Origin of the sequence: Pseudomonas sp. IT-P4, from assembly GCF_949767755.1 — a bacterium.
In the GTDB taxonomy this organism is placed as follows: domain Bacteria; phylum Pseudomonadota; class Gammaproteobacteria; order Pseudomonadales; family Pseudomonadaceae; genus Aquipseudomonas; species Aquipseudomonas monachiensis.
The window spans coordinates 56,351-80,563 of record NZ_CATKPX010000045.1; the positions used below are offsets into that span (position 1 = coordinate 56,351).

Here is a 24,213-nt window from a genome sequence, read left to right on the forward strand (position 1 = left end):
TCAACATTCCACCCAGTTCACCGCCAGGCCGCCCCGTGACGTCTCTTTGTATTTGTCGTGCATGTCGGCCCCGGTGTCGCGCATGGTACGGATCACCCGGTCCAGGGAGATGAAGTGCTGGCCATCGCCGCGCAGGGCCATTTGCGTGGCGTTGATGGCCTTCACGGCGGCGATCGCGTTGCGCTCGATGCACGGCACTTGCACCAGTCCGCCAACCGGGTCGCAGGTAAGACCGAGGTTGTGTTCCAGACCGATTTCGGCGGCGTTCTCCAGCTGCTCCGGGGTGGCGCCAAGCACCTCTGCCAGGCCGGCGGCGGCCATGGCGCAGGCGGAGCCGACTTCACCCTGGCAGCCGACTTCAGCCCCGGAGATCGATGCGTTTTTCTTGCACAGGATGCCGACCGCAGCTGCGCCCAAAAAGAACGAGACCACGTCATCGTCAGACGCATCGGCATTGAACTTCATGTAGTAGTGCAGCACTGCCGGAATGATCCCCGCCGCGCCGTTGGTCGGTGCCGTGACCATGCGCCCGCCGGCGGCGTTTTCTTCGTTCACGGCAAGGGCGTACAGGTTGACCCATTCCATTGCCGACAAGGTGGACGTAATGACATTCGGCTTGCCGATTTCCTGCAGGCTGCGATGCAGTTTCGCCGCTCGACGCGGCACATTCAGACCGCCGGGCAAGATGCCTTCGTGGCGCAAGCCCTGTTCGACGCATTCGCGCATCACCGACCAGATATGCAGCAAGCCCTGGCGAATGTCTGCGTCACTGCGCCAGGCCCGTTCGTTGGCCATCATCAGTTCGCTCACCCGCAGCCCGTGCTGGTTGCAGAGCTTGAGCAGTTCGGCGGCGCTGGAGAAATCGTAAGGCAGCACCACATCACCGGCCGGTGCGATCCCGGATTCGGCTTCGGCCGCTTCGATGATGAAACCGCCACCCACCGAGTAGTAGGTCTGCTCGAACAGTTCGCCGGTTTCACCGACGGCTGCCAGGGACATGGCGTTGGGGTGGTAAGGCAGGCTTTCGTTTAGCAGCAGGAGGTCGCGTTGCCAGTCGAAGGCAATTTCCGTTACGCCTGCCAGGCACAATTTACCGGTTTCGCGCAGGGTGTGAATGCGGCTGTCGATGGTGGTCGGATCGATGCGGTCGGGCCATTCGCCCATCAGGCCCATGACGCAGGCGCGGTCCGTTGCGTGGCCGACACCGGTCGCCGACAGAGAACCGTAAAGGCGAATTTCCACGCGTCGCACGTCAGCCAGAAAACCCTGATTGAGCAGCGCTTGGGCAAAGGTTGCGGCAGCGCGCATCGGACCGACGGTATGGGAACTGGACGGGCCGATGCCGACTTTGAAGAGATCGAAAACACTGATAGCCATGCTAAAGCCTGTACATGTAATGGAAGGGGAATCGCTGCCATTTCTGTAGGACAAGCGCAATTTGGGCGATACTGCCTGTCACGATCCTGCGTGACCAACGAAAATTCCTAAGACATCCTTTAGCAGGACTAAACGATGAGCCGTCAATTACACGCCCAGACGTATGTCTGGCTGAACGTGTTTGCCTGTGCCGCGCGGCACCTGTCGTTCACCCGGTGCGCCGAAGAGCTGCACATCACACCGGGAGCGGTCAGCCAGCAGATCCGCCAGCTGGAAGAACGCCTGGGCTTTCGCCTGTTTCACCGTCGCGCCCGCGGGGTGGAGCTGAGCGCAGAAGGCCAGCGCCTGGCCATTACCGTCAACGAGGCCTTTGGCAGCATCGACGCGGAATTGCGGCGACTGGATGCGGGCATGATCAGCGGGATCCTGCGGGTGCGTTCGATTCCGTCGTTCCTGAGCAAATGGCTGACGCCGCGCCTGCCGCGCTTGCAGCAGCGCTTTCCGGACATTCAGTTGCGCCTGGTGGCCGAGGACAGCAGCGTGCCGTTGCATGAAGGCGACTTCGACCTGGCGATCGACCTCAATGACGGCAGTTATCCGGGCCTGTTATCCACAGCCTTGCTTGATGAACAGATTTTTCCGGTGTGCGCGCCGAGCCTGTTGCGTGGTCGTCCGCCGCTGCACGGTCCGGCAGACCTGATGCACTTTCCCTTGCTGCACGACATCACCGCCTGGCGCGGCAGCTATGAGTACGCGGAATGGGAGTTTTACCTCAATGCCATCGGCTTCGAGGGCGCGGATGTGCGACGTGGCCATACCTTCAATCGCAATCACCTGACCATCGAAGCGGCCATCGCCGGGATGGGCGTGGCGATTGCGCGCCGAACCTTGCTCAATGATGAGTTGGAGCGTGGAGCCTTGATCGTGCCGTTTGGCCTGGCGGTGCCCAATCACAAGCGCTACATGCTGCTTTACGCACCGGGGGCGTTGAGCCATCCGGGTGTGCGTGCGGTGCACGATTGGTTGGTGGAGGAGGCGGGTGCTTTTCGCAGCCTGCACCCGCTGGGGGAGCAGCAGATGTGAGAAATTTTGGCGGGTAAGCAGGGCGACCCGACTCCCGACAGTAACAGCGCTTTTGCTCGTTGTCCGGCTTTTTTTGCGTATGAATATTTATCTTTTTTCAGGGGTTGAATTGTTCAGCGTACAGACCGATTGTGTAAGTAAGAGGTCACGGTGATGACGCCCAAGGGCTTAGCTGACCGGCCTCTCGCGAGCTAGCTGAAATAAGGGATGAACTATGCAAATCCAAGTCAATAGCGATAACCATATTCAAGGCAGTAAACGACTGGAGGAGTGGGTACGTACGACCATTGAGAGCACGCTCGAACGCTACGAAGAGGACCTGACACGAGTCGAGGTCCACCTGCGGGACGAGAACGGCGACAAGCCGGGTCCCCACGACATGCGCTGCCAGCTGGAGGCGCGGCCAAAAGGCCATCAACCGGTTTCCGTCACCCATAAAGCCTCCACCATGGAGCAGGCGATCGACGGAGCGGCCACCAAACTTGAACATGCGCTGGAGCATATGTTCGGCAAATTACGCGGAAAACGAGCCAATGTGGTGCCCATCGAGAGCGCTGCCCATGCCGACCATCTGCTGGAAGAAGAGTTTCTTGAGAACGAACAGGCAGCGCTTAACGGCTGACACCTGATTCACTTTTTTACCTTTCCATGAAAACGGGCCTGCATTGCAGGCCCGTTTTGTTTTCGGTGGCTTTTGGATTCCATGGTCATTGACTGGCTGTGGGACAGCCAGGTTTGCGCTGCAATCAACGCGCGTACATAGAGGGCTACACCCGATCTTTTTGCATGTGAGAATATTTATCATTATTATCGCGGCCTTGCCGGCCCCCTGACGCTGTCGTGGCCTCACCGGTTTTCAGGTCGAAACATGAACGATGATCACTCTGCCCCCCGACCCCCACGATATCGAGCACGATCAACAGCGTGGCGACCGTGCGCATTTTCTCCAGGTGTTTCTCTCCCAGCGTTCGCAAATGGAAGCACTGGTGAGTCGGCGTGTCGGTTGCCGGGCGACGGCGGCTGACCTGGTACAGGATTTGTTCCTGCGTTTCTGGAAGCGGCCGCTGGTGCAAGTCGAGGAACTCAGCACCTACCTGTTGCGCTGTGCCAGCAACATCGCCATCGACCATTTGCGCAGTGAAGGCACGCGGGGCCGGGCCAGCGAAGGCTTGATGGTGGAACCAACGGACGGCGATGGCAGCGGACCGCAAGCGGCACTGGAGGCGGGCAACGATTTGCGCAACGTCGAAGCCGCGTTGCGCACCTTGCCGGAGCGCACGCGGCAGATCTTCTTGCTCAATCGCATTCACGGCCGCAAATACGCCGAGATCGCCAAGGCCATGGGCTTGTCCCAAAGTGCCGTGGAAAAACATATGATGCGCGCCCTCGAAGCCTGCAAGGCCAGCCTTCGGGAGCCCGATCCGCGTACGCCAGGGAAAGCACCGTGAACCACTTCGAACGCGTCGTTCCGACACCTGCGCAGGAGCAGGCCGCGCTGGGCTGGCTGAGCCTGTTACATGACCAGCCCGGCAGGGGTGACCAAGTGAAGTTCAGCCAATGGTTGCAGGCCGACCCCGCCCATGCCGAGGCCTATGCCCGGGCGCAGGTCCTGTGGGAGTTGAGCGAAGGGCCGGCGCGCACACTTGCCAATGAAGACGCTTTTGCCTTGCAGGGGTATCTCAACGCCATGGACAAGCCGCGGCGCAGCACGGTTGGGCGCTGGTCCGGTGTGTTGGCGATGGCCGCATGTCTGCTGTTGATGATCAGTCTCGGCACAGGCTGGCAGCCGATGCGCTGGATCGATGACCTGGGGGCGGATTACGTCTCGGCACCGGGAGAAATCCGCACCGTCACCCTGGCCGATCAGTCACAGGTGACACTGGATGCCGACAGCGCCATCGCCGTGGATTTCAGTCGCGGGGAGCGACATGTGCAACTGCGTCGTGGCACCGGTTTTTTCAGCGTGACGCATACGGGGGAACCCTTTGTGGTCGACGCGGAAAAAGGTCAGGCGCGGGTCCTGGGGACGCAGTTCGAAGTCCGTTTGCAGCCCCACGGTGCACAGGTCACGGTGCTGTCGGGACGGGTTGGCGTGACGGCGCAGCAGAACGCCGAGCAACAAATCCTCACCGCCGGCCAGCAAGTGGCCTATGGCGAAGGCTCGGCGGAGAAACTCCACGCGGTAGACAGCGAAGCGCAGTTGGCCTGGCGCCAGGGCTGGCTCAATTACTACAAGGCGACGCTGGCCGATGTGGTGCAGGATTTGGCGCGCTATTACCCCGGGCGGATCTTGATACTCAACGATGAACTGGCGATGCGCCGGGTCAGTGGCAGCTTTCCGAGCAGGAACCCGCAGGCGGTGTTGAGTTCGTTGCAGGGAGTGTTGGGGTTTGAGCAGCATCAGGTTATGGGGCATCTGATTATTTTGCGTTGAATCGATTGGCTCCATCGCGAACAGGCACCCAATAACTCAATGTAAAAATATTTTCATTTTTTTGCTGAGGTAAACCCGATTGCCATTCGTGTAGTGACTGAAACTGCGAGTCATTCGCATCCGTTGCGGTTCTACACAGGTCATGAGTCATGAAGTCCAGGGCAAAATCGGGGTCGATCAAACAATGGTTGGGTGTGTCGGCGTTGAGCTTTTTGGCAATGGCGTTGTTGGCGCCGAGCGTGGCGCTGGCCGCAGAGGCTGGCAGCAGTCAGTCCCGTGGGCAATTCAATTTCGCACTGGCCGCCAAACCGTTGCCCCAGGCCCTGAGTGATTTCAGCCGAGTGACCGGCATCAGCGTCGTCTACACCGATGAAGCGCCGTACGGTCTCAATGCGCCGGCCATCAATGGCCAGATGAGCGCCGAACAGGCTTTGCAACGTCTGCTCACCGGTTCGGGTTTGACCTTTCGTCGCACCGACGGCCACACCATTGCACTGGAACCACGGCCGACTGAAGGTGCGTTGAACCTGGGGGCGACCACCATCACCTCGGTGATGGATGACTCCATGAGCTATCAGCCGCCACCGACCTCTTCGGTGATGCGCTCCTCGGCCCCGGTTCAGGAAATCCCGCAGACCATCAATGTCGTCCCGGCCCAGGTCATCCGCGACCAGGCGCCGCGTAATCTCGATGACGCCCTGGCCAATGTCAGCGGCATCACCCAGGCCAACACCTTGGGCAGCACCCAGGACTCGGTGATGGTCCGCGGCTTCGGCGACAACCGTAACGGCTCGATCATGCGCGACGGCATGCCGATCGTGCAGGGCCGTGGCCTCAACGCCAGCGTGGACCGGGTCGAAGTGCTCAAGGGGCCGGCCTCGTTGCTCTATGGCATCCAGGATCCGGGCGGCGTGGTCAATATGGTCAGCAAGCAGCCCGAGCTTGAGCAGTACAACGCACTGACCGCGCGCGGTTCGAGTTATGGCGACGGCAAGAGCGGCAGCGGCGGCGGTCTCGACAGCACCGGAGCCCTCGGCGATTCCGGACTGGCCTACCGGATGGTTCTGGACTACGAAGATGAAGATTACTGGCGCAACTTTGGTGTGCATCGCGAGAGCCTGATCGCGCCTTCCCTGGCCTGGTATGGCGAAAGCACCACGCTGCTGTTCTCCTATGAGCACCGCGAATTCCTCACACCGTTCGACCGCGGCACGCTGATCGATCCACGGACCAACCATCCGCTGGACATCTCGCGCAACGAGCGTCTCGACGAACCGTTCAACAACATGGAAGGGCGTTCGGATCTCTATCACTTCCAGGCCGATCACGAACTCAACGACAACTGGAAAGCCCATTTCGGCTACAGCTGGAACCGCGAAACCTACGATGCGAGCCAGGTGCGCGTGACCGCCATCGACACTAAAAAAGGCACTCTGACCCGCAGCATGGATGGCACCCAGAATGCGATCAGCACCGACCGGTTCACCACTGCGAGCCTCGAAGGCAACGTGAACGTGCTTGGCATGCAGCACGACCTGCTGTTCGGCGTCGATGACGAGTATCGCAAGATCTACCGCGAAGACCTGATCCGCCAGAAAAGCCTGACCACATTCAGTTACGTCAACCCGGTCTATGGTCGGGAAGTGGCAGGCACCACTGTCAGTGCGGCCGACAGCGCGCAGACCGATGAATTGCGCAGCGATTCGGTGTTCCTGCAAGACTCCATCCACCTCACCGATAAGTGGATTCTGGTGGCCGGTGCGCGTTTCCAGGCGTACGACCAATACGCCGGCAAAGGCGTGCCGTTCCACGCCAACACCGACAGCAACGGGCAGAAATGGGTACCGCGCGCGGGCCTCGTGTACAAGTACACCGATGCCTTGTCGTTCTACGGCAGCTACACCGAATCGTTCAAACCCAACTCCACCATTGCGCCATTGAGCGGCAGCAGTACCGTGCTGGACGGCGGTATGGCGCCGGAAGAAGCCAAGTCCTGGGAGCTGGGTGCCAAGCTTGATCTGCCGGGCCGCGTCACCGGCAACATCGCGCTGTTCGACATCAAGAAACGCAATGTGCTGGTGGCCAATGCCGAAGGTCCGACCACGATTTACAGTGCCGCTGGTGAAGTGCGTTCCCGTGGCCTGGAAGTGGATCTGAGCGGTCAGCTGACGGATCGTTGGAGCATGATCGGCAGCTACGCCTACACCGATGCCGAGGTTACCGAAGACCCGGTTTACAAAGGCAATCAGTTACAGAACGTGGCGAAGAACAGCGGCTCGTTGTCGGCTGTCTATGACTTCGGCAGCGTCATTGGCGGCGATCAGCTTCGGGTTGGCGCCGGGGCGCGTTATGTGGGGGAGCGCGCGGGCAATGCGGTGAACGATTTCGACTTGCCGAGCTACACCGTGGCCGATGCGTTCGCCACTTACGACACCAAAGTCGAAGGGCAGAAGGTCAAGTTTCAGCTCAACGTGAAGAACCTGTTCGACCGCACCTACTACACCTCGGCGGCGAGCCGGTTCTTTGTTTCGATGGGGGATTCGCGGCAGGTGACGTTGTCGAGCACCTTGGAGTTCTGACGACAGACCGCGTCATCGTTTTTCGTCGGAACGCCGCCCGGAGCCTGCTCGCGATGGCGGCCTGAAAGGCGCTGAAGATCCCGGATCTAGCGCAAAAACGCCTGCCGATACTCACCGGGCGTCCCGCCAAGTGACTGGCGAAAGCGATTGGTGAAATGGCTGGCACTGGAAAAGCCGCAAGCCAGTGCAATCTCCCCCAGTGGCTGCGAGGTCGTGCGCAGCAACTCCCGCGCCCGGTCAAGGCGCCGCGCCAGCACGTACTGGTGGGGTGGCAAGCCGAAGCTTTCGCGGAACATCCGCGCAAAGTGGTACTCGGACAACGCGCACAACGCCGCCAATTGACCGAGGCTGATGGCCTCGTCCAGATGGCTGTCGATGAACTCCACCAGATACCGACGCTGATGCGCGGCCAAGCCGCCTTTAAGGCGCAAGCCTTGGCGTACGTTGACCTGGCTGAGCAGGGCATGGCTGAGCAGTTCGTGAGCCAGGCTGCTGGTGAGCAGGCGCTCGCCCGGCTCATCCCAGTTCAAGGTGATCAACTGCCGAAAGCGTAGCGCCTGCTGAGGATCATCAAGAAAAGTCTGCTCGCGCAGCTGCATTTCCCGTGGCTCGCGATCGAGCAAGGTGATGCAGCCGAGGGCAAATTGTTCGGGGCTGAAATACAGGTGCGCCAGGCGAATATCGCCGTTGATCACCCAGCCTGACTGGTGATCGGCCGGGAGGATGCACAGTTTGTCCGGACCACCCTTGTTACCGGGCTGGTCACGGCGAAAGGTGCCGGTGCCGCCGGCGATGTAACAGGACAACGTGTGATGGCTGGGCGCTTCGTATTCCTGGGCGTCGTGGTGATTGCTCCACAAGGCTGCGGACAAGCCGTCACCGAGCTCGGCGCTGTGCTCAAGGCGAGCATTCGGCGAACGGTTGAGGGCTTGAAAGACTTGCAGGTTGTCCAGTGCGGCCATATGGGTTCTCTCCAACGCCTTGCATCCTACTCCGTAGACGCGTGCCTGCCAGCCTGTCGCCAGACAAAAGCGCAAGTTTATGCAAGTGCGCCCAGGCGTGGCGCCGGAGACTGGGCTCATATCGAGGAGCCTTAGTCATGAACCTTTCTTTGTACCTGCTGACCGTGTTGATCTGGGGGACCACCTGGATTGCCTTGAAATGGCAACTGGGCGTGGTGGCCATTCCCGTGTCGATCGTCTATCGCTTCGGCCTCGCCGCGCTGGTGCTGTTCGTGATCCTGCTGCTCAGCCGACGCCTGCAAGTGATGAACCGTCGCGGGCACCTGATCTGCCTGGCTCAAGGCTTGTGCCTGTTCTGCGTCAACTTCATGTGCTTCCTCACCGCGAGCCAGTGGATCCCCAGCGGTCTGGTGGCCGTGGTGTTTTCCACTGCCACCCTGTGGAATGCCCTCAACGCGCGGGTGTTCTTCGGTCAGAAAATCGCCCGCAATGTGCTGATGGGCGGTGCGTTGGGCCTGCTGGGGCTGGGCTTGCTGTTCTGGCCGGAACTGGCTGGGCATACCGCCAGTGCGGAAACCTTGCTCGGTCTCGGTCTGGCCCTTTGCGGCACCTTGTGTTTCTCGGCGGGCAACATGCTTTCGAGCCTGCAACAGAAGGCCGGTCTCAAGCCGCTGACCACCAATGCCTGGGGCATGGCTTACGGGGCGGCGATGCTAACCGTGTGGTGCCTGGTCAAAGGCATTCCCTTCGACATGGAGATGAGCACGCGTTACATCGGGTCACTGTTGTACCTGGTGATTCCGGGATCGGTGATCGGGTTCACCGCTTACCTGACGCTGGTCGGGCGCATGGGGCCGGAACGTGCTGCCTACTGCACTGTGCTGTTCCCGGTGGTGGCGCTAAATGTCTCGGCGTTCGCCGAGGGTTACCAGTGGACCGCTCCGGCACTGGCGGGGCTGGTGATGGTCATGTTGGGTAATGTGCTGGTGTTTCGCAAGTCCAAGGCAAGTGCCGCTCCGGTGGCGGGCAAGCTGGCCTGAAACTATTCAGGTATCCTTTACCGCCAACAGATAAATAATACCGAAGAACATGTATTGAATGTGGGTTTGTGCCCATTCAAAGGCGTTGGCCTGTTTGGAATACTCTAAGTCAAACCATTCGTTTAGTATGATGATGTAGAAAATCTGATACGCAAAAATGGCTGTAATAAAGCCTATTATGGAAAATTTTTTGGCTTCGTTGAACTCGCCGTGTGGTGCGCCGAGTTTGCGGTAGAGCTGATAAACTCCAACTATGAAGCTGCATGTGAATATGGTCTCTAGTGTTATCAGTGCCCAGTAAAAACGGTGGTGAAACAGGGTTGAGCTGATAGCTCGGTAGCGGCGGGAGTCATTGCCGACGGTGTCGCTCATGCTGATGATTCGCCCGATATACTCGGCGTATGCAGTGTAGTCGGTAATGTTGTTGATAAGGGTTGTTGTACCGAATAATGCCGCCATGAAGACAACTATTAATTTGCTCCGCCTTACTAAGCCGGCAGTGGTGAAATAGCTCATGCAGGATACTCTCCGAATGTACGATTGATGCGTTTTTGTCTTTCGGAGTTTATAGGGGTTTAGAGGGTGTGGGGGTGAAGAGTGGTTTGCAGGTTATGTCGCTTTTTATATGGGCTGGACGGTAAATTGTTTGAGGGAGATGATTCCAGTATGTATATAAAGTGGCACGCCGATTATGACGTGCCATTGTTTAATCAGACTTTCCACACCTGCGGATTGACCAGATCCTGCGGCCGTTCACCCAGCAAGGCACTGCGCAAGTTGGCCAGGGCACGGTTGGCCATGGCATCGCGGGTCTCATGGGTGGCCGAGCCGATGTGCGGCAAGGTCACGGTGTTTTTCAGCTGGAACAGCGGCGACTCGGCCAGTGGTTCTTTTTCGTATACGTCCAGCCCGGCACCACGAATGCGGTTGTTTTGCAGCGCTTCGATCAGCGCCGGTTCATCTACCACCGGACCGCGGGAAATGTTCACCAGAATGGCACTCGGCTTCATCAGCGCCAGTTCTCTGTGGCTGATCAGATGCTTGGTTTTCTCGCTGAGCGGCACCACCAGGCAGACGAAGTCGGCTTCGGCCAGCAATTGATCGAGGCTGCGGTACTGTGCGCCAAGTTCCTGTTCCAGCTCGGTCTTGCGGCTGTTGCCGCTATAGATGACCGGCATGTTGAAACCCAGGCGACCGCGTCGGGCGATGGCCGCACCGATATTGCCCATGCCGACGATACCCAGGGTCTTGCCGTGCACATCGCAACCGAACAGTTGCGCACCGACAGTGGCCTGCCATTGCCCGGCCTTGGTCCAGGCGTCAAGTTCGGCGACGCGACGGGCGCTGCTCATCAACAGGGCAAACGCCAGGTCGGCGGTGCTTTCGGTGAGCACATCCGGCGTGTTGGTCAGCATGATCCCGCGTTCGTTGAAGTAGTCCAGGTCATAGTTGTCGTAGCCCACCGAGACGCTGGATACCACTTCCAGGCTGGCGGCGTTCTCCAACTGCGCACGACCGAGTTTTCGGCCTACACCAATCAAGCCATGGGCATGGGGCAGGGCTTCGTTGAACTGGGCATTGATGTCGCCGTTTTTCGGATTAGGCACGATGACGTCGAAGTCTTGTTGCAGGCGTTCAACCATTTGTGGAGTGACGCGGCTGAATGCAAGGACGGTCTTTTTCATGGAGGGCGGGCTCGTCGGGCGGTGAAGAATGATGAGCACGCTAACATTCTTCACGGGATTTGTGCGAGTCGTCAGGCGGTCAATGCAAGCTTGCAGCTTGCCGAGCTCCATCCAGTTATACTGCCGCACTTCTTATACTGTGGCATGCGGCTCACTCACCGGGCCCGACACTTCATGCACCACCCGGAGCTTTCATGACTTCCCCGAAACAACCGCCAGTCGCCGACGCCATGAGCGACGTGCAGGCCGAGCTGCCAGACAGCGTCGACTCCAGCGCCGATAGCGAAACCAAAGCCGAGATCCCGGCCTTCAGATTCCCGTTCAAGCCGGGTGAGCTGGCAGCTGCCAAGGGCTCCAACCAGCCGTGGTACAAGAACGGCGCCAAGAACGGCCACACCAAGACGCCGGGCATGGCCCCACCGGGGACTCGTCGGTCGATGGGTAAGCGCTGAGTCTTTATCTCTGCGGTGCCTGATCTGCCATCTTCGCGAGCAAGCCCGCTCCCACATTTGGAATGCAGTCCCCTGTGGGAGCGGGCCTGCTCGCGATGGCGCCGTGTCAGAGCGGTATCGGTTCCCGGCGAACCGCGCGCATCCCGACGCTTTCATACAAGCGCCGCGCCCGAAGGTTGTCTTCACGTACCTTCAGATCCACGAAGCCTTCACGCCGCTGCTGGAACACCTTGAACGCCTGCAACAACAGTGCACGCCCCAACCCCCGGCCCTGAAACCGCGGATGCACCACCAGGTTCTTGATATAGGCACTGGTCCAGCACTGGCAAACACCCACCACTTCCCCAGCATCCAGGGCAATGAAGCACAGGGCCGGGTCGTATTCCGGATCGGTTTCGAACTGCCGTAGCCACATCTCCAGCGCGGCTACGCGACCACCGCCGTCGAGATAACCGAACTCCATCAACCGGTGCACAGCGGCGCCCAGTTCGGGGCGGTACTCGCTCAATTGCAGGCCGGCTGGCCAAGCGGGGGGCGGCACGATTAAAGAGAGGTCGCGCCGCATCAGCCAGCAGAATTCTTCGTTCAACACTCAATAACCCTGTTCGGCGACAGCCTTGGCCGCGGTAATCAGGCACTGGGTCAATTCCGGCGAAGAGAATTTGGTCAGCACCGCGTTCGCTCCTGCCAGTCGTGCTTTTTCGGCGTTCATCGCACTGTCCAGCGAGGTGTGCAGCAGTACATAAAGATGCGCGAAATCCGGGGTTTCCCGCAGGGTGCGGGTGAAGGCGTAGCCGTCCATCTCCGACATCTCGATGTCCGAGACGATCAGGTTGATCTGTTGCGCTGTGCCTTGCAAGTCCAGCAGGCAGTCGATGGCTTCCTTGGCGCTGCGGGCGGTATGGCATTGCAGGCCAAGGTTACGCAGGGTGTGCACCGATTGCTGCAAGGCGACCTGGCTGTCGTCAACCACCAGGATGCGCGCGTTGCCGAGCAGTTCGGCGTCTTCCATGCTCAGTTCGGTCGGCGCCATTTCGATTTGTGCCGGGGCGATGCCGTGGATGACTTTTTCGATGTCCAGCACTTGCACCAGGGTGCCATCGACTGACGTTACGCCGGTGATGTAGGCGCGCAATCCACCGGAGCCGAAGGGTGGAGGGCGGATGTCGGTGGTCAGGCAGTGGACGATTTTGCTCACGGCCTGCACATGCAGGCCCTGCTTGGAGCGGCTGACGTCGGTGACGATCAGGCAGCCGCCGTTCGGGTCTTCCAGCGGACGCTCGCCAATGGCACGACTGAGGTCGATCACCGACAGCGAGGCGCCGCGCAGGCTGGCGATGCCTTTGACGTGGGGGTGCGACTCCGGCAGTTTGGTCAGCGGCGGGCAGGGAATGATTTCACTGACCTTGAGCAGGTTGATTGCCATCAGCTTGCCGCTGCGCAGGGTAAACAGCAGAAGCGAAAGTGAGTCTGCGCGGGCTTTGGTGGAGGACATAGGAACCTTCTCTGGAAAAAGGTGACGGGCAATCCAGGGATCGCCAATGACTTCGATGCCGGGTTATCGACTTGTCGGGGGCAGGCTTTAGGGTCAATACCTATCTCGGACCAAATGGTGGACCTTTGTGGCGAGGGAGCTTGCTCCCGCTCGGCTGCGCAGCAGTCGCAAAATCGTCTTGCCTGAAACTGTGCACCCCCGGATCTGGGAGCGCTTCGCACTCCAGCGGGAGCAAGCTCCCTCGCCACAGGATGCTCACTTCATGCCGAGTCTTTTGGCCATCCGCCCCAGGTTCGCCCGATCCAGGCCCAGCTCACGGGCCGCGCTTGCCCAGTTGTTGTTGTGCCGCTCCAGGCAGGCACCGATCAATTGACGCTGATAATGCTCGGTGGCTTCGCGCAAGTCGCCGGTCACCGCTTGCGTGAGGGTAGCGACGGGTTGCTCGGCAGCGGTTTCAACGCTGGCGTTGGGCAAGTCCAGGTCGGCGGCGCTCAAGCTGAGAATTTTCGGCCGTTCCTTGCAATTGCCCAGGGCCTTCAAGGCGCTGCGGCCGATCAAGTGTTCAAGCTCGCGCACGTTGCCGGGCCAGTCGTAGGCCAATAGCGCGGCCTGGGCGTCGCTGGTCAGGCGAAGGCTGTTGAGGCCCATGCGTGAGCGGTTCTGCTCCAGGAAGTAACCGCTGAGCAACAGTACATCGCGCCCGCGATCGCGCAGGGCCGGCACCAGCAGTGGATAAACGCTGAGGCGATGGTAGAAGTCGGCGCGGTAACGGCCGCTGCGCACTTCTTCGGCGAGGTCACGGTTGGTCGCCGCGATCAGGCGCACGTCGACCTGATGCTCCTGGTCCGAACCCAGTCGCTGCAACTGGCCGCTCTGCAGCACTCGCAACAACTTGGCCTGCACGGTCAGCGACAACTCACCGACTTCATCGAGGAACAGCGTGCCGCCATTGGCCAGTTCGAATTTGCCGCGGCGGTCGTTCATTGCCCCGGTAAAGGCGCCGCGAACATGGCCGAACAACTCGCTCTCCACCAATGTGTCGGGCAACGCGGCACAGTTGAGGCTGATGATCGGTTTGTCGGCGCGGGGCGAGGCCGCATGGATGGCCTGGGCCACCAACTCCTTGCCGACCCCGGTTTCGCCGGTGATCAACACGGTCAGGTCGCTACCGCCCACCAGGCTGATTTCTTCGACCAGACGCTTGTGGGCCTTGCTCTGGCCGATCATTTCGCGATTCTGCTGGCCGCTGGCCTGGCGGTAGACCTCGGCGCGTTGATGTTCATCTTCGACCCGGTTGTTCAACCGCTCGATGCGCTCGGCGGCGTTGACCGTGGCCGCTGCAAGGCTGGCGAAGGCTTGCAGGGCGTCCAGTTCGATCGGTTCGAAGCGCTCCGGGTCGAGGGCATCGAGGGTCAGCAGACCCCAGGGGCGCTCGTCGATGAACAGCGGGCAACCCATGCAGTCGTGGACTTCCAGATGATCATCCAGGCCATCGACCAGGCCGTCATAGGGGTCAGGCAAGTTGCTGTCGGCAGCGAAACGGGTCGGGCCGGGGCCGCTGAGCAGCGCTTCGAAGCGCGGATGCTCGCTGACCTTGAAGCGCCGGCCGAGGGTGTCGGTACTCAAGCCGTCGACGGCCAGCGGCACCAGCCATTCACCATCAAGGCGCAGCAGGGCGGCGGCATCGCACGGGAGCAGGGCGCGCATGGCTTCCAGCAAGCGTCGATAACGCTCACCTTCGGGCAGTTCGCGGGACAGGTCGGAGACCAGGGGCAGCAGGGCGGTGAGCAGTGATTTTGCAGTCATAGTGACTCCGTGTAGTCGGTATGACTATAAAGCAGGCAGTGTCTAAATGACTATTAAGTTGTTAAAGTATTGATTTATAAGGATTAAATAGTTGGCACGAAAGCTGATACGCATAGGGTAATCCGTTAGCAACCCAAGAAGATCAGGAGTCACCTTATGCTGAGCGCTCAAGACCGTGCCATCGTCAAATCCACCGTGCCGCTGCTTGAAAGCGGTGGTGAGGCGCTGATCACGCACTTCTACCGCATGATGCTCTCCGAATACCCGGAAGTCCGCCCGCTGTTCAACCAGGCCCACCAGGCCAGCGGTGATCAGCCGCGTGCGTTGGCCAACGGCGTATTGATGTATGCGCGCCATATCGATCAGCTCGACCAGTTGGGCGACCTGGTGGCCAAGATCATCAACAAGCACGTGGCCCTGCAGATCCTGCCTGAGCACTATCCGATTGTCGGCAGCTGCCTGCTGCGGGCCATCGCCGAGGTATTGAGCGAAGAGATCGCCACCCCGGAGGTGATCGCGGCCTGGGGCGCGGCCTACGGCCAGTTGGCGGACATCCTGATCGGTGCCGAAACCAGCATCTATGACCAGAAGGAACAGGCACCGGGCGGCTGGCGCGGGGCGCGGGAATTCATCGTGGCAGGCAAAGTCCAGGAGAGCGCCGAGATCACTTCGTTCTACTTCGAGCCCGCGGATAAAGGTCCTATCCTGCTGGCAGAACCCGGCCAGTACATCGGCATGAAACTGATCCTCGACGGTGAAGAGATCCGTCGTAACTACTCGCTGTCGGCGCTGGCAAACAAAGGCCAGTACCGCATCAGCGTCAAACGTGAGGACGGTGGCCGCGCTTCCAGCTTCCTGCACGACCAGTTGCAGGTTGGCGCCAGCATCGAGTTGTTCCCGCCATCGGGCGATTTCGTCCTGACGGCCAGCGACAAGCCACTGGTGCTGATCAGCGGTGGCGTCGGCATCACCCCGACCCTGGCAATGCTCGAAGCGGCGCTGGAAACCCAGCGGCCGGTGCATTTCATCCACTGCGCGCGCAACGGCAGCGTCCATGCCTTCCGCGACTGGATCGACGGCCTGGCCGAGCGTCACCCGCAACTCAAGCGCTTCTACTGCTACGCCGAAGATGACGGCGTGAGCCCGGCAGCGCACAAGGTCGGTTTGTTGAGCCAGCAGCAGTTGAATGCTTGGCTGCCGGAGCAGCGTGATCTGGATGCCTACTTCCTGGGGCCGAAAGGTTTCATGTCGGCCGTCAAACGCCACCTGAAAGCCTTGGGGGTGCCGGAGAAGCAGAGCCGTTACGAGTTCTTCGGGCCGGCAGCGGCGCTGGAGTAACCCCTAATAAAGATCGCAGCCTTCGGCAGCTCCTACAGGATGCAATCCATTCCGATGTAGGAGCTGCCGGAGGCTGCGATCTTTTGATCTTTCTGGTTAAAAGTTAATCCCTCCTTAACCGTCCTGTCGTCTATTCCCTGCGACATCCCCCTTGCTACGCGCCAGCTCTCAAAGATCAGGCCAGCGTGTAGACTGGCGGGCAATCGATATCTTGAAGGGAAACGCGATGAGCGATGAATCCATGCGGTTGGGCCGTGAACGGCGCTATCTGGTGTTGCTGGGCATCATTTGCCTGGCGCTGATCGGCGGTGCGCTGTACATGCAAATTGTTCTGGGCGAGGCCCCTTGCCCGCTGTGCATCCTGCAACGTTACGCGTTGCTGCTGATCGCGATCTTTGCCTTCATCGGCGCGGCCATGCGCGGCCGTCGCAGCATCACGGTGTTTGAAACCCTGGTGGTGATCTGTGCTGTGGCAGGCGCAGGCGTTGCCGGGCATCACGTCTATACGCAGTTTTATCCGGCGGTCAGCTGTGGCATCGATGTGTTGCAACCGATTGTCGATGACTTGCCGCTGGCGAAGATCTTCCCGCTGGGTTTCCAGGTCGACGGTTTCTGCTCCACGCCATACCCGCCGATCCTCGGCCTGTCGCTGGCGCAGTGGGCGCTGGTCGCCTTCGTGCTGATCGTGGTGCTGGTGCCGTTGCTGACCTCGCGTAACCGCAAAGCGCTGCGCTGAGTTTATCTGCCGCCACGCATTGTCGGACAAAAAAAGCCCCGGTCCTCGAAGAGAGGGCCGGGGCTTTTTTTGTCGTGCAGAGCACATTTCAGAGGCCGGGTAAAAAGACCGTGACGGGCGGCAATCAAGGGTGCGACACATGTGCGACATGTTGTCACAGAGTCGGTGTCGCAGGGCGTTCGAGGAGGCCGGATTGGTACATGGAAACGTAACGAAATCGGGTTGTTTTGCAGGCGGGCGGTTTTTTCCATTGCAGGCACGAACAGGCAGTTTTAACAGGCTCTGGCGAATGCCCGGAGCCCCCGTCATATCGGGCCTTGGGCAAGGTCAAGGGCAGAGAAGAGGGACTGGATACTGTCTGAACCGTGGGTGGAAGGCCTACTTATTTTGGTGTTTTTGTTGAGAATGAATTTCGATAAGATGCGCCACTTTTGCGAAAACGGTTAATGATTGTTGCCGGTTCGGATAAAAATTATTTCGGGATGAGACATGGTTTATAAAACGTTACATATCTACAATCGCCCGCACTGAATTCCCGGCACTGCTCAATTCTTAACCAGAGGTGAGCAGGAACAGGGTGTCGAGAGGTCTGGTGGCTTCATGCGATTCCCAGGTGTCGGAGCCTCCAACTACCCGCACCAAATGGAATTGGTCTGTAACAAGGCCTTTGACCACGTATTCGAATAAGAACTCACCGCAGGCCCGGGATTTGTCGTACAGCGTCTGACGCACGACGGGCATGCCCTTATTCAATCCAAGAAAAATGCCAACCCTTGGCAGGGTGAAGTGTTGGCGATCAAAACCCAACTGCATTGCGCAAGCTGCTTTAGAGGTCGTGAGATGAGTAAAAACAGGTACCCCAGACTACTAGGCTTATTGCCGCTGATCGGCACGTTGTTGCTGTCAGGCTGCAACATGACCTTGCTCAATCCCAAGGGCCAGGTTGGTCTGGACGAGCGAAACCTGATCATCACCGCAACGCTGCTGATGCTGTTGGTCGTGGTTCCGGTCATCGTCATGACCTTCCTGTTCGCCTGGAAATACCGCGCGTCCAACACCAACGCCACCTACACCCCGAAATGGAACCACTCCACCAAGATCGAGATCGCGGTGTGGGCTGTTCCAGTGCTGATCATCATTGCCCTGGGTTACGTCACCTACAAGTCGACCCACGCCCTTGACCCGTACAAGCCGCTGGAATCCGACGTCAAGCCTGTGACCATCGAAGTGGTCGCGCTGGACTGGAAGTGGCTGTTCATCTACCCGGAACAAGGCATCGCCACGGTCAACAAGATCGTGTTCCCGGCCCACACTCCGATCAACTTCAAGATCACTTCCGACGCCGTGATGAACTCGTTCTTCATCCCTGCGCTGGGCGGCCAGATCTACGCGATGGCGGGCATGCAGACCAAACTGCACCTGATCGCCAACGAAAACGCTGAGATGGACGGTATCTCCGCCAACTACAGCGGAGCGGGTTTCACCGGTATGAAATTCAAGGCGATCGCCACTTCCCAGGAAGATTTCGACGCTTGGGTAAGTGAAGTCAAAAAGGCACCTAAACAGCTTGAACAAGCTGAATACGCAGCCCTTGCCAAGCAGAGCCAGAACAACCCAGTCGAGCTCTACTCCTCGGTGACACCGAACCTGTTCCAGACCATCGTCGACAAGTACGAAGGCATGAAACCGGGTCCGAAAGTGAAGCACGAGAAAGAAGAGAAAGAAGTGGCCGCTACGCAAGGAATGGACATGAACGCGCATTCAGCTGCCGGGGCAGAGGAGTAAACGATGTTTGGTAAATTAAGTTGGGAAGCGGTCCCGTTCCACGAGCCGATCGTAATGGTGACCATCGCCATGATCGCGCTCGGCGGTCTGGCACTGTTCGCGGGTATCACTTACTTCAAGAAGTGGACCTACCTGTGGACCGAGTGGCTGACGTCGGTCGACCACAAGAAAATCGGCGTGATGTACATCATCGTCGCCATGGTCATGCTGCTGCGCGGCTTCGCCGACGCCATCATGATGCGTACCCAGTTGGCCATGGCCACCGAGGGTTCGCCTGGCTACCTGCCACCTGAACACTATGACCAGATCTTCACCGCTCACGGTGTGATCATGATCATCTTCATGGCGATGCCATTCTTCACCGGCCTGATGAACCTTGCAGTGCCGCTGCAGATCGGCGCGCGTGACGTTGCCTACCCGTTCCTGAACTCCCTGAGCTTCTGGCTGCTGGTATCCGGCGTAGTGCTGATCAACCTGTCCCTGGGCGTCGGCGAATTCGCCAAGACCGGCTGGGTTGCCTATCCGCCGCTGTCGGGCCTGCAATACAGCCCTGGCGTGGGGATGGACTACTACATCTGGGCGCTACAGCTATCGGGCCTGGGTACGACGCTGACGGGGGTCAACTTCCTGGCCACCGTGCTGAAAATGCGTACCCCTGGCATGAAGCTGATGGACATGCCGATCTTCACCTGGACCTGCACCTGGGCGAACGTCCTGATCGTGGCTTCGTTCCCGATCCTGACCGCTACCCTGGCACTGCTGACGCTTGACCGTTACATGGATTTCCACATTTTCACCAACGAACTTGGTGGCAATCCGATGATGTACGTGAACCTGTTCTGGGCGTGGGGTCACCCTGAGGTGTACATCCTGATCCTGCCAGCGTTCGGTATCTTCTCCGAAGTCATCTCGACCTTCACCGGCAAGAAACTGTTCGGCCACCACTCGATGGTCTACGCATCGGGCGCGATCTCGATCCTGGGCTTCATGGTTTGGCTGCACCACTTCTTCACCATGGGTTCGGGTGCCAGCGTCAACGCCTTCTTCGGTCTGGCGACGATGCTGATTTCCATCCCGACGGGTGTGAAGCTGTTCAACTGGCTGTTCACCATCTACCAGGGCCGTCTGCGTTTCACCAGCCAGGTGCTGTGGACCCTGGGCTTCATGGTGACCTTCGCCATCGGCGGCATGACCGGCGTACTGCTGGCCATCCCGGGTGCCGACTTCGTTCTGCACAACAGCCTGTTCGTGATCGCGCACTTCCATAACGTGATCATCGGCGGTGCGGTATTCGGTTACATCGCAGGTTTCGCGTTCTACTTCCCTAAAGCGTTCGGCTTCAAGCTGCACGAAGGCTGGGGCAAGGCAGCATTCTGGTTCTGGATCAGCGGCTTCTTCGTCGCGTTCATGCCGCTCTACGCTCTGGGCTTCATGGGCATGACCCGTCGCCTGAACGCCACCACCAACCCTGAGTGGGTGCCGTACCTGTACGTCGCCATGTTCGGTGCGGTGATGATCGCCGCGGGTATCGCTTGCCAGCTGATCCAGCTGTACGTCAGCGTGCGTGACCGCAACAAGCCGGAAAACATGTGCGAACACGGCGACCCGTGGAATGCACACACCCTGGAATGGTCGACCTCGTCGCCACCTCCGTTCTACAACTTCGCCGTGCTGCCAAAAGCCGACGTAGTCGACCCGTTCACCGAAGCCAAGGAAAACGGCACTGCGTACAAGGCCCCGGCCAAGTACGAGCCGATCCACATGCCAAACAACACCGCCACCGGTGTGGTCATGGGTGCTCTGTTGACCGTGTTCGGTTTCGCGATGATCTGGCACATCTGGTGGCTGGCAATCGCTGGCCTGGCCGGCACCGTGATCTACTTCGTGATCCACGCGGCCCGTGATGATCAAGGCTATATGGTGCCGGTCGACGTGATCGAGCGCATCGAAGCCGAGCAGCACAAGCGTCTGGTAGCGGCAGGGAAAATCCCGGCCACCGCCACCCGTGTTGAAACCTCGTTGGAACAGGCTTAAACCATGTCGAACTTAGTGACCAATGCTGGACACACCCATGTCGATGGACATGGGCATGATGACCATCACCACGACTCGGGCGAGATGACCGTATTCGGTTTCTGGCTCTACCTGATGACCGACTGCATTCTGTTTGCGTCGATCTTCGCGGCGTACGCGGTACTGGTTAACAACGTAGCGGGTGGCCCGTCGGGCCACGACATCTTCGAACTGCCATACGTACTGGGCGAAACCGCCTTGCTGCTGTTCAGTTCGATCACCTACGGCTTCGCCATGCTGGCGTTCTTCCGTGGCAACAAGAAGCAGGTCCTGGGCTGGCTGGCCATGACCTTCCTGTTCGGTGCCGGCTTCATCGGCATGGAGATCAACGAGTTCCACATGTTGATCTCCGAGGGCTACGGCCCTAGCCGTTCCGGCTTCCTGTCCGGGTTCTTCACCCTGGTCGGCACCCACGGTCTGCACGTGACCAGCGGTCTGATCTGGATGGCGATCATGATGTATCAGGTGCAGAAAAACGGCCTGACGGCGACCAACAAGACCCGTCTGAGCTGCCTGAGCCTGTTCTGGCACTTCCTGGACGTCGTGTGGATCTGCGTATTCACCGTTGTTTATCTGATGGGGACTATGTAAATGGCTAACACAGCTCATTCCCAAAATGGCCATGACAGCCACGACGCCGGTCACGGCAGCGTCAAGTCCTACGGCATCGGTTTCATCCTGTCGGTGATCCTGACCCTGATCCCGTTCGGGCTGGTGATGTACCCGACGCTACCGAAGTCGATCACCCTGATGATCGTCGTCGCGTTCGCAGTCATCCAGGTGCTGGTGCACCTGGTGTACTTCCTGCACCTGGACCGTTCGGCCGCGCAGCGTAACAACGTGATTGCGTTTGTCTTTGCCGCGATCGTGATTGTCCTGCTGGTTGGCTTGTCGCTGTGGATCATGTTCAGCATCCACACGTTCATGATGGCGAAGTGAGGTAGATCCGCATGTCCCTTAAGCACTTTATCCAAATCACCAAACCGGGGATCATTTTCGGTAACGTGCTTTCTGTGGCAGGCGGATTTTTCCTGGCCTCCAAAGGGCATGTCGATCTGGCCATCTTCCTGGCCGCCATGATCGGCACGTCCCTGGTGGTTGCCTCCGGTTGCGTGTTCAACAACTGCATCGACCGCGACATCGACATCAAGATGGAACGCACCAAGAACCGCGTGCTGGTCCAGGGCTTGATCTCCCTGAAACTGGCCCTGATCTATGCGACCGTCCTGGGTGTTGCCGGCGTTGCCCTGTTGTACAAGGTGGCCAACCCGTTGGCCGCGTTGTTCGCGGTAATCGGCTTCGTGATCTACGTCGGCTTCTACAGCCTGTACCTCAAGCGCAAGTCGGTTCACGGCACGCTGGTGGGCAGTCTGTCGGGTGCCATGCCGCCAGTGATCGGTTACGTCGCAGTCAGCAACACCTTCGACATGGCCGCGCTGACCCTGCTGGTGATGTTCAGCCTGTGGCAGATGCCGCATTCCTACGCCATCGCGATCTTTCGCTTCAACGATTACCTGGCCGCATCGATTCCGGTGCTGCCAGTGAAGCGCGGCATCCAGGTGGCCAAGAAGCACATCCTGCTCTACATCCTGGCCTTCCTCGTGGCGACCTTGATGCTGACCTTCAGCGGTTACGCCGGCATGAGCTACCTCGCCGTCGCCGCGGCCATGGGCATGTACTGGCTGTACATGGCCTGGACCGGCTACAAGGCAGTGGATGACACGGTCTGGGCACGCAAGCTGTTCGTGTTCTCGATCTTCACCATTACCGCGTTGAGCGTGATGATGTCCCTGGACTTCAAAGTGCCGACCGAGTTGCTGCTGACGTACGCGCCGTAAGCGTCGGATGCTGTAAAGAAAAGCCCCGCCTTCGAGAGAAGAGCGGGGCTTTTTGTTTGGGCGTTTTCTGCTGGACCAAGTTACCGCCATCGCGCACTAACAGGCGAATTCGATATCTGTCCGCTTAAGAAAAAATTGAGAAAATCCCAAATTATTAAGATTTTCTTGGCCCACTTAAGAAAAAATGCGCGGTCAGACCCAATAAATGGGGTAAGGCGGAGGGTTCCGAGGTCTTGGGGGGGAATTTGTCATTGGGTTTCCATCTCCTGTGTTTCGTCCGTTGCCGCCATCGCGACCAAGCTCGCTTACGATAGGGAGACCTGACCGGCAAAGATGCCTACGGTTTTGCCTGAACTTTCCCACGAGTTTTTCAGGTTGAGGGTCGGAAGTCGCATATCTAGCCTCGGGGATGCTGTCATTACAAGCATCTCAGAGGCTCTACGATGGAACTGCCAGAGGTAATCACCCCGCGTGTTAATACGAATACAGCGTTGGGGCAGGCTTTGATTTCGATGTTCAAATCTGTCGAAGCGGAACTGGAGCTTGAGAACGCAGGACCAGGGGCGGTCAAAATTATCCTGTTCGGTGGCTGCGCGGTTCACCTTTATACCCATCATCGCGTTTCCACCGACGTCGATGCAGAAATTTATGAGGCTAATGTTCCCAAAGGTCTTCGCTTACAAACGATGCTCGCAGAGATACCCGAACAGTTTGTTGATGAGCGATCCGGTCGATTGATGGAGCTGAACTACGACCTGCAATACAACACCAGTTTTGGTCCGATACATGAGGACTATTGGGAGCGGAGCCTTCCCTTTACAGAGTTCCCGGTTGAGTCCCCGCTGCACGTTCATATCGCAGCACCTGTCGACATTGCCATCTCCAAGCTGGGCAGAGCGACCGATCAGGACATTGGTGATATCAAGGCACTTCTCAGGGCTGGTTTCATCCTGACTACCGAGTTCCGTCGGCTGGCATTGCAGGCGATTGATGTATATGTTGGCAACAAGGAGCCATCAATCTCCGTTCTCACTAATATTTTGCATGATTATCTGGAGAGCACAGATGACGAAGCCCCATAGCGGCCACGTCCTCTCATCCGCCTTGGACACGCTGGTAAAAAGACCTTTGAATCAAGCGGATGACGCTGCTCTCGTGAGCGCCGCCAAAGCTGTCTGGTACTCGGACTCAAATCTTGAAAGCGAGGTAACCGCTTTTTTGACTCGGCACACTGACGAAGTGGAGGTTCGGCGTGCTGGCTATCTGCTCGAGCGATTCACTCGATTTACTTGCTTGTCCGATCTCCGGGTGTCGGAAACTCTCAATGTCCTCGAGCTTTTTGCACATTCGACCTCCGTGCAAGCCGTGATGCTACAAACCATCACGCCACTGCGTCGACGCCGTGATGAACTCGCTGTCTCTTGGGGGTTGAGTGAGGGCCTCGGCCTAAAAGCCCAAACCCTCATGCCTTTTCAGACCCGGCATTACGAAGCTGAGCAGCGCGCCATGTTTTCCTGAGCTTTGGTTGCA

The 24,213-nt window shown here is 58.9% G+C and carries 24 protein-coding genes; 16 read left to right on the top strand and 8 right to left on the bottom strand.

Translation table 11 applies throughout. From position 1 onward, the window contains the following. Entirely contained in the window at positions 1-1,377 is a 1,377-nt protein-coding gene (locus ACM6IT_RS18235) for an L-serine ammonia-lyase (protein ID WP_414918455.1), read from the bottom strand. A gap of 135 nt (positions 1,378-1,512) precedes the next feature. Here ACM6IT_RS18235 and ACM6IT_RS18240 point away from each other — a divergent pair, with 135 nt between their 5' ends. From ACM6IT_RS18240 to ACM6IT_RS18260, 5 genes are all read left to right on the top strand, one after another. After that, the gene (locus tag ACM6IT_RS18240; protein ID WP_056728454.1) at positions 1,513-2,460 is read left to right on the top strand and encodes a LysR substrate-binding domain-containing protein; all 948 of its coding nucleotides are present in this window, start codon (positions 1,513-1,515) and stop codon (positions 2,458-2,460) included. A gap of 214 nt (positions 2,461-2,674) precedes the next feature. Then, complete coding sequence (locus ACM6IT_RS18245; RefSeq protein ID WP_008046771.1) at positions 2,675-3,082, top strand: HPF/RaiA family ribosome-associated protein; 408 nt, start codon at positions 2,675-2,677, stop codon at positions 3,080-3,082. Positions 3,083-3,335: 253 nt separating this feature from the next. Beyond that, positions 3,336-3,908, top strand: coding sequence for an RNA polymerase sigma factor (locus tag ACM6IT_RS18250; RefSeq protein WP_414918456.1), 573 nt, complete (start codon positions 3,336-3,338; stop codon positions 3,906-3,908). Further along, positions 3,905-4,894, top strand: coding sequence for a FecR family protein (locus ACM6IT_RS18255; RefSeq protein ID WP_414918457.1), 990 nt, complete (start codon positions 3,905-3,907; stop codon positions 4,892-4,894). Before ACM6IT_RS18250 ends, ACM6IT_RS18255 begins: the two co-directional genes overlap by 4 nt. A gap of 149 nt (positions 4,895-5,043) precedes the next feature. Then, complete coding sequence (locus ACM6IT_RS18260; protein ID WP_414918458.1) at positions 5,044-7,473, top strand: TonB-dependent siderophore receptor; 2,430 nt, start codon at positions 5,044-5,046, stop codon at positions 7,471-7,473. Positions 7,474-7,559: 86 nt separating this feature from the next. On the opposite strand, the gene ACM6IT_RS18265 is transcribed toward ACM6IT_RS18260, so the two are convergent. Beyond that, complete coding sequence (locus ACM6IT_RS18265) at positions 7,560-8,435, bottom strand: helix-turn-helix domain-containing protein (RefSeq protein WP_414914000.1); 876 nt, start codon at positions 8,433-8,435, stop codon at positions 7,560-7,562. Positions 8,436-8,572: 137 nt separating this feature from the next. On the opposite strand from ACM6IT_RS18265, the gene ACM6IT_RS18270 reads away from it, so the two are divergent. Beyond that, positions 8,573-9,475: a DMT family transporter gene (locus ACM6IT_RS18270; RefSeq protein WP_056728462.1), complete on the top strand. Its 903-nt coding sequence runs from the start codon at positions 8,573-8,575 to the stop codon at positions 9,473-9,475. A 6-nt stretch (positions 9,476-9,481) separates the two neighbouring features. On the opposite strand, the gene ACM6IT_RS18275 is transcribed toward ACM6IT_RS18270, so the two are convergent. Both ACM6IT_RS18275 and ACM6IT_RS18280 read right to left on the bottom strand, forming a co-directional pair. Further along, positions 9,482-9,991 carry a DUF2165 family protein gene (locus ACM6IT_RS18275; protein ID WP_414918459.1) on the bottom strand — a complete coding sequence of 170 codons (510 nt, stop codon included), beginning with the start codon at positions 9,989-9,991 and terminating at the stop codon, positions 9,482-9,484. A 194-nt stretch (positions 9,992-10,185) separates the two neighbouring features. Next, entirely contained in the window at positions 10,186-11,160 is a 975-nt protein-coding gene (locus ACM6IT_RS18280) for a 2-hydroxyacid dehydrogenase (protein ID WP_414918460.1), read from the bottom strand. 194 nt (positions 11,161-11,354) lie between these two features. On the opposite strand from ACM6IT_RS18280, the gene ACM6IT_RS18285 reads away from it, so the two are divergent. After that, positions 11,355-11,612 (top strand): hypothetical protein, encoded by a 258-nt coding sequence (locus ACM6IT_RS18285; RefSeq protein ID WP_414913996.1) that lies wholly within the window; start codon positions 11,355-11,357, stop codon positions 11,610-11,612. A 106-nt stretch (positions 11,613-11,718) separates the two neighbouring features. Here ACM6IT_RS18285 and ACM6IT_RS18290 read toward each other — a convergent pair whose 3' ends face one another. From ACM6IT_RS18290 to norR, 3 genes are all read right to left on the bottom strand, one after another. Next, on the bottom strand, positions 11,719-12,177 hold the full coding sequence (locus ACM6IT_RS18290) for a GNAT family N-acetyltransferase (RefSeq protein ID WP_414918577.1): 459 nt from the start codon (positions 12,175-12,177) through the stop codon (positions 11,719-11,721). A gap of 27 nt (positions 12,178-12,204) precedes the next feature. Then, positions 12,205-13,107 (bottom strand): chemotaxis protein CheV, encoded by a 903-nt coding sequence (locus ACM6IT_RS18295; RefSeq protein ID WP_056728469.1) that lies wholly within the window; start codon positions 13,105-13,107, stop codon positions 12,205-12,207. Between the two features lie 255 nt (positions 13,108-13,362). Next, positions 13,363-14,913 carry a nitric oxide reductase transcriptional regulator NorR gene (gene norR, locus ACM6IT_RS18300; protein ID WP_414913995.1) on the bottom strand — a complete coding sequence of 517 codons (1,551 nt, stop codon included), beginning with the start codon at positions 14,911-14,913 and terminating at the stop codon, positions 13,363-13,365. Positions 14,914-15,069: 156 nt separating this feature from the next. Here norR and hmpA point away from each other — a divergent pair, with 156 nt between their 5' ends. Together hmpA and ACM6IT_RS18310 are read left to right on the top strand one after the other, a co-directional pair. After that, positions 15,070-16,251, top strand: coding sequence for an NO-inducible flavohemoprotein (gene hmpA, locus ACM6IT_RS18305; RefSeq protein WP_414918461.1), 1,182 nt, complete (start codon positions 15,070-15,072; stop codon positions 16,249-16,251). 226 nt (positions 16,252-16,477) lie between these two features. After that, a complete protein-coding gene (locus ACM6IT_RS18310) occupies positions 16,478-16,987 on the top strand; it encodes a disulfide bond formation protein B (protein WP_056728475.1) in 510 nt (169 codons plus the stop codon). A gap of 552 nt (positions 16,988-17,539) precedes the next feature. Here ACM6IT_RS18310 and ACM6IT_RS18315 read toward each other — a convergent pair. After that, complete coding sequence (locus ACM6IT_RS18315) at positions 17,540-17,800, bottom strand: hypothetical protein (protein WP_056728477.1); 261 nt, start codon at positions 17,798-17,800, stop codon at positions 17,540-17,542. Positions 17,801-17,827: 27 nt separating this feature from the next. Here ACM6IT_RS18315 and cyoA point away from each other — a divergent pair, with 27 nt between their 5' ends. From cyoA to ACM6IT_RS18350, 7 genes are all read left to right on the top strand, one after another. After that, positions 17,828-18,772, top strand: coding sequence for a ubiquinol oxidase subunit II (gene cyoA / locus ACM6IT_RS18320; protein WP_056728479.1), 945 nt, complete (start codon positions 17,828-17,830; stop codon positions 18,770-18,772). Positions 18,773-18,775: 3 nt separating this feature from the next. Continuing rightward, on the top strand, positions 18,776-20,806 hold the full coding sequence (cyoB, locus tag ACM6IT_RS18325; RefSeq protein WP_056728481.1) for a cytochrome o ubiquinol oxidase subunit I: 2,031 nt from the start codon (positions 18,776-18,778) through the stop codon (positions 20,804-20,806). Positions 20,807-20,809: 3 nt separating this feature from the next. Further along, positions 20,810-21,436, top strand: a complete 627-nt coding sequence (locus ACM6IT_RS18330; protein ID WP_056728483.1) for a cytochrome o ubiquinol oxidase subunit III — start codon at positions 20,810-20,812, stop codon at positions 21,434-21,436. After that, a complete protein-coding gene (gene cyoD / locus ACM6IT_RS18335) occupies positions 21,437-21,784 on the top strand; it encodes a cytochrome o ubiquinol oxidase subunit IV (protein ID WP_056728485.1) in 348 nt (115 codons plus the stop codon). An 11-nt stretch (positions 21,785-21,795) separates the two neighbouring features. Beyond that, the gene (cyoE, locus tag ACM6IT_RS18340) at positions 21,796-22,683 is read left to right on the top strand and encodes a heme o synthase (protein WP_056728486.1); all 888 of its coding nucleotides are present in this window, start codon (positions 21,796-21,798) and stop codon (positions 22,681-22,683) included. A gap of 443 nt (positions 22,684-23,126) precedes the next feature. Continuing rightward, positions 23,127-23,765: a DUF6036 family nucleotidyltransferase gene (locus ACM6IT_RS18345; protein ID WP_414918462.1), complete on the top strand. Its 639-nt coding sequence runs from the start codon at positions 23,127-23,129 to the stop codon at positions 23,763-23,765. Beyond that, positions 23,749-24,201 carry a hypothetical protein gene (locus ACM6IT_RS18350; RefSeq protein WP_414918463.1) on the top strand — a complete coding sequence of 151 codons (453 nt, stop codon included), beginning with the start codon at positions 23,749-23,751 and terminating at the stop codon, positions 24,199-24,201. The genes ACM6IT_RS18345 and ACM6IT_RS18350 overlap by 17 nt, the downstream gene beginning before the upstream one ends. Positions 24,202-24,213: the final 12 nt, after the last annotated feature.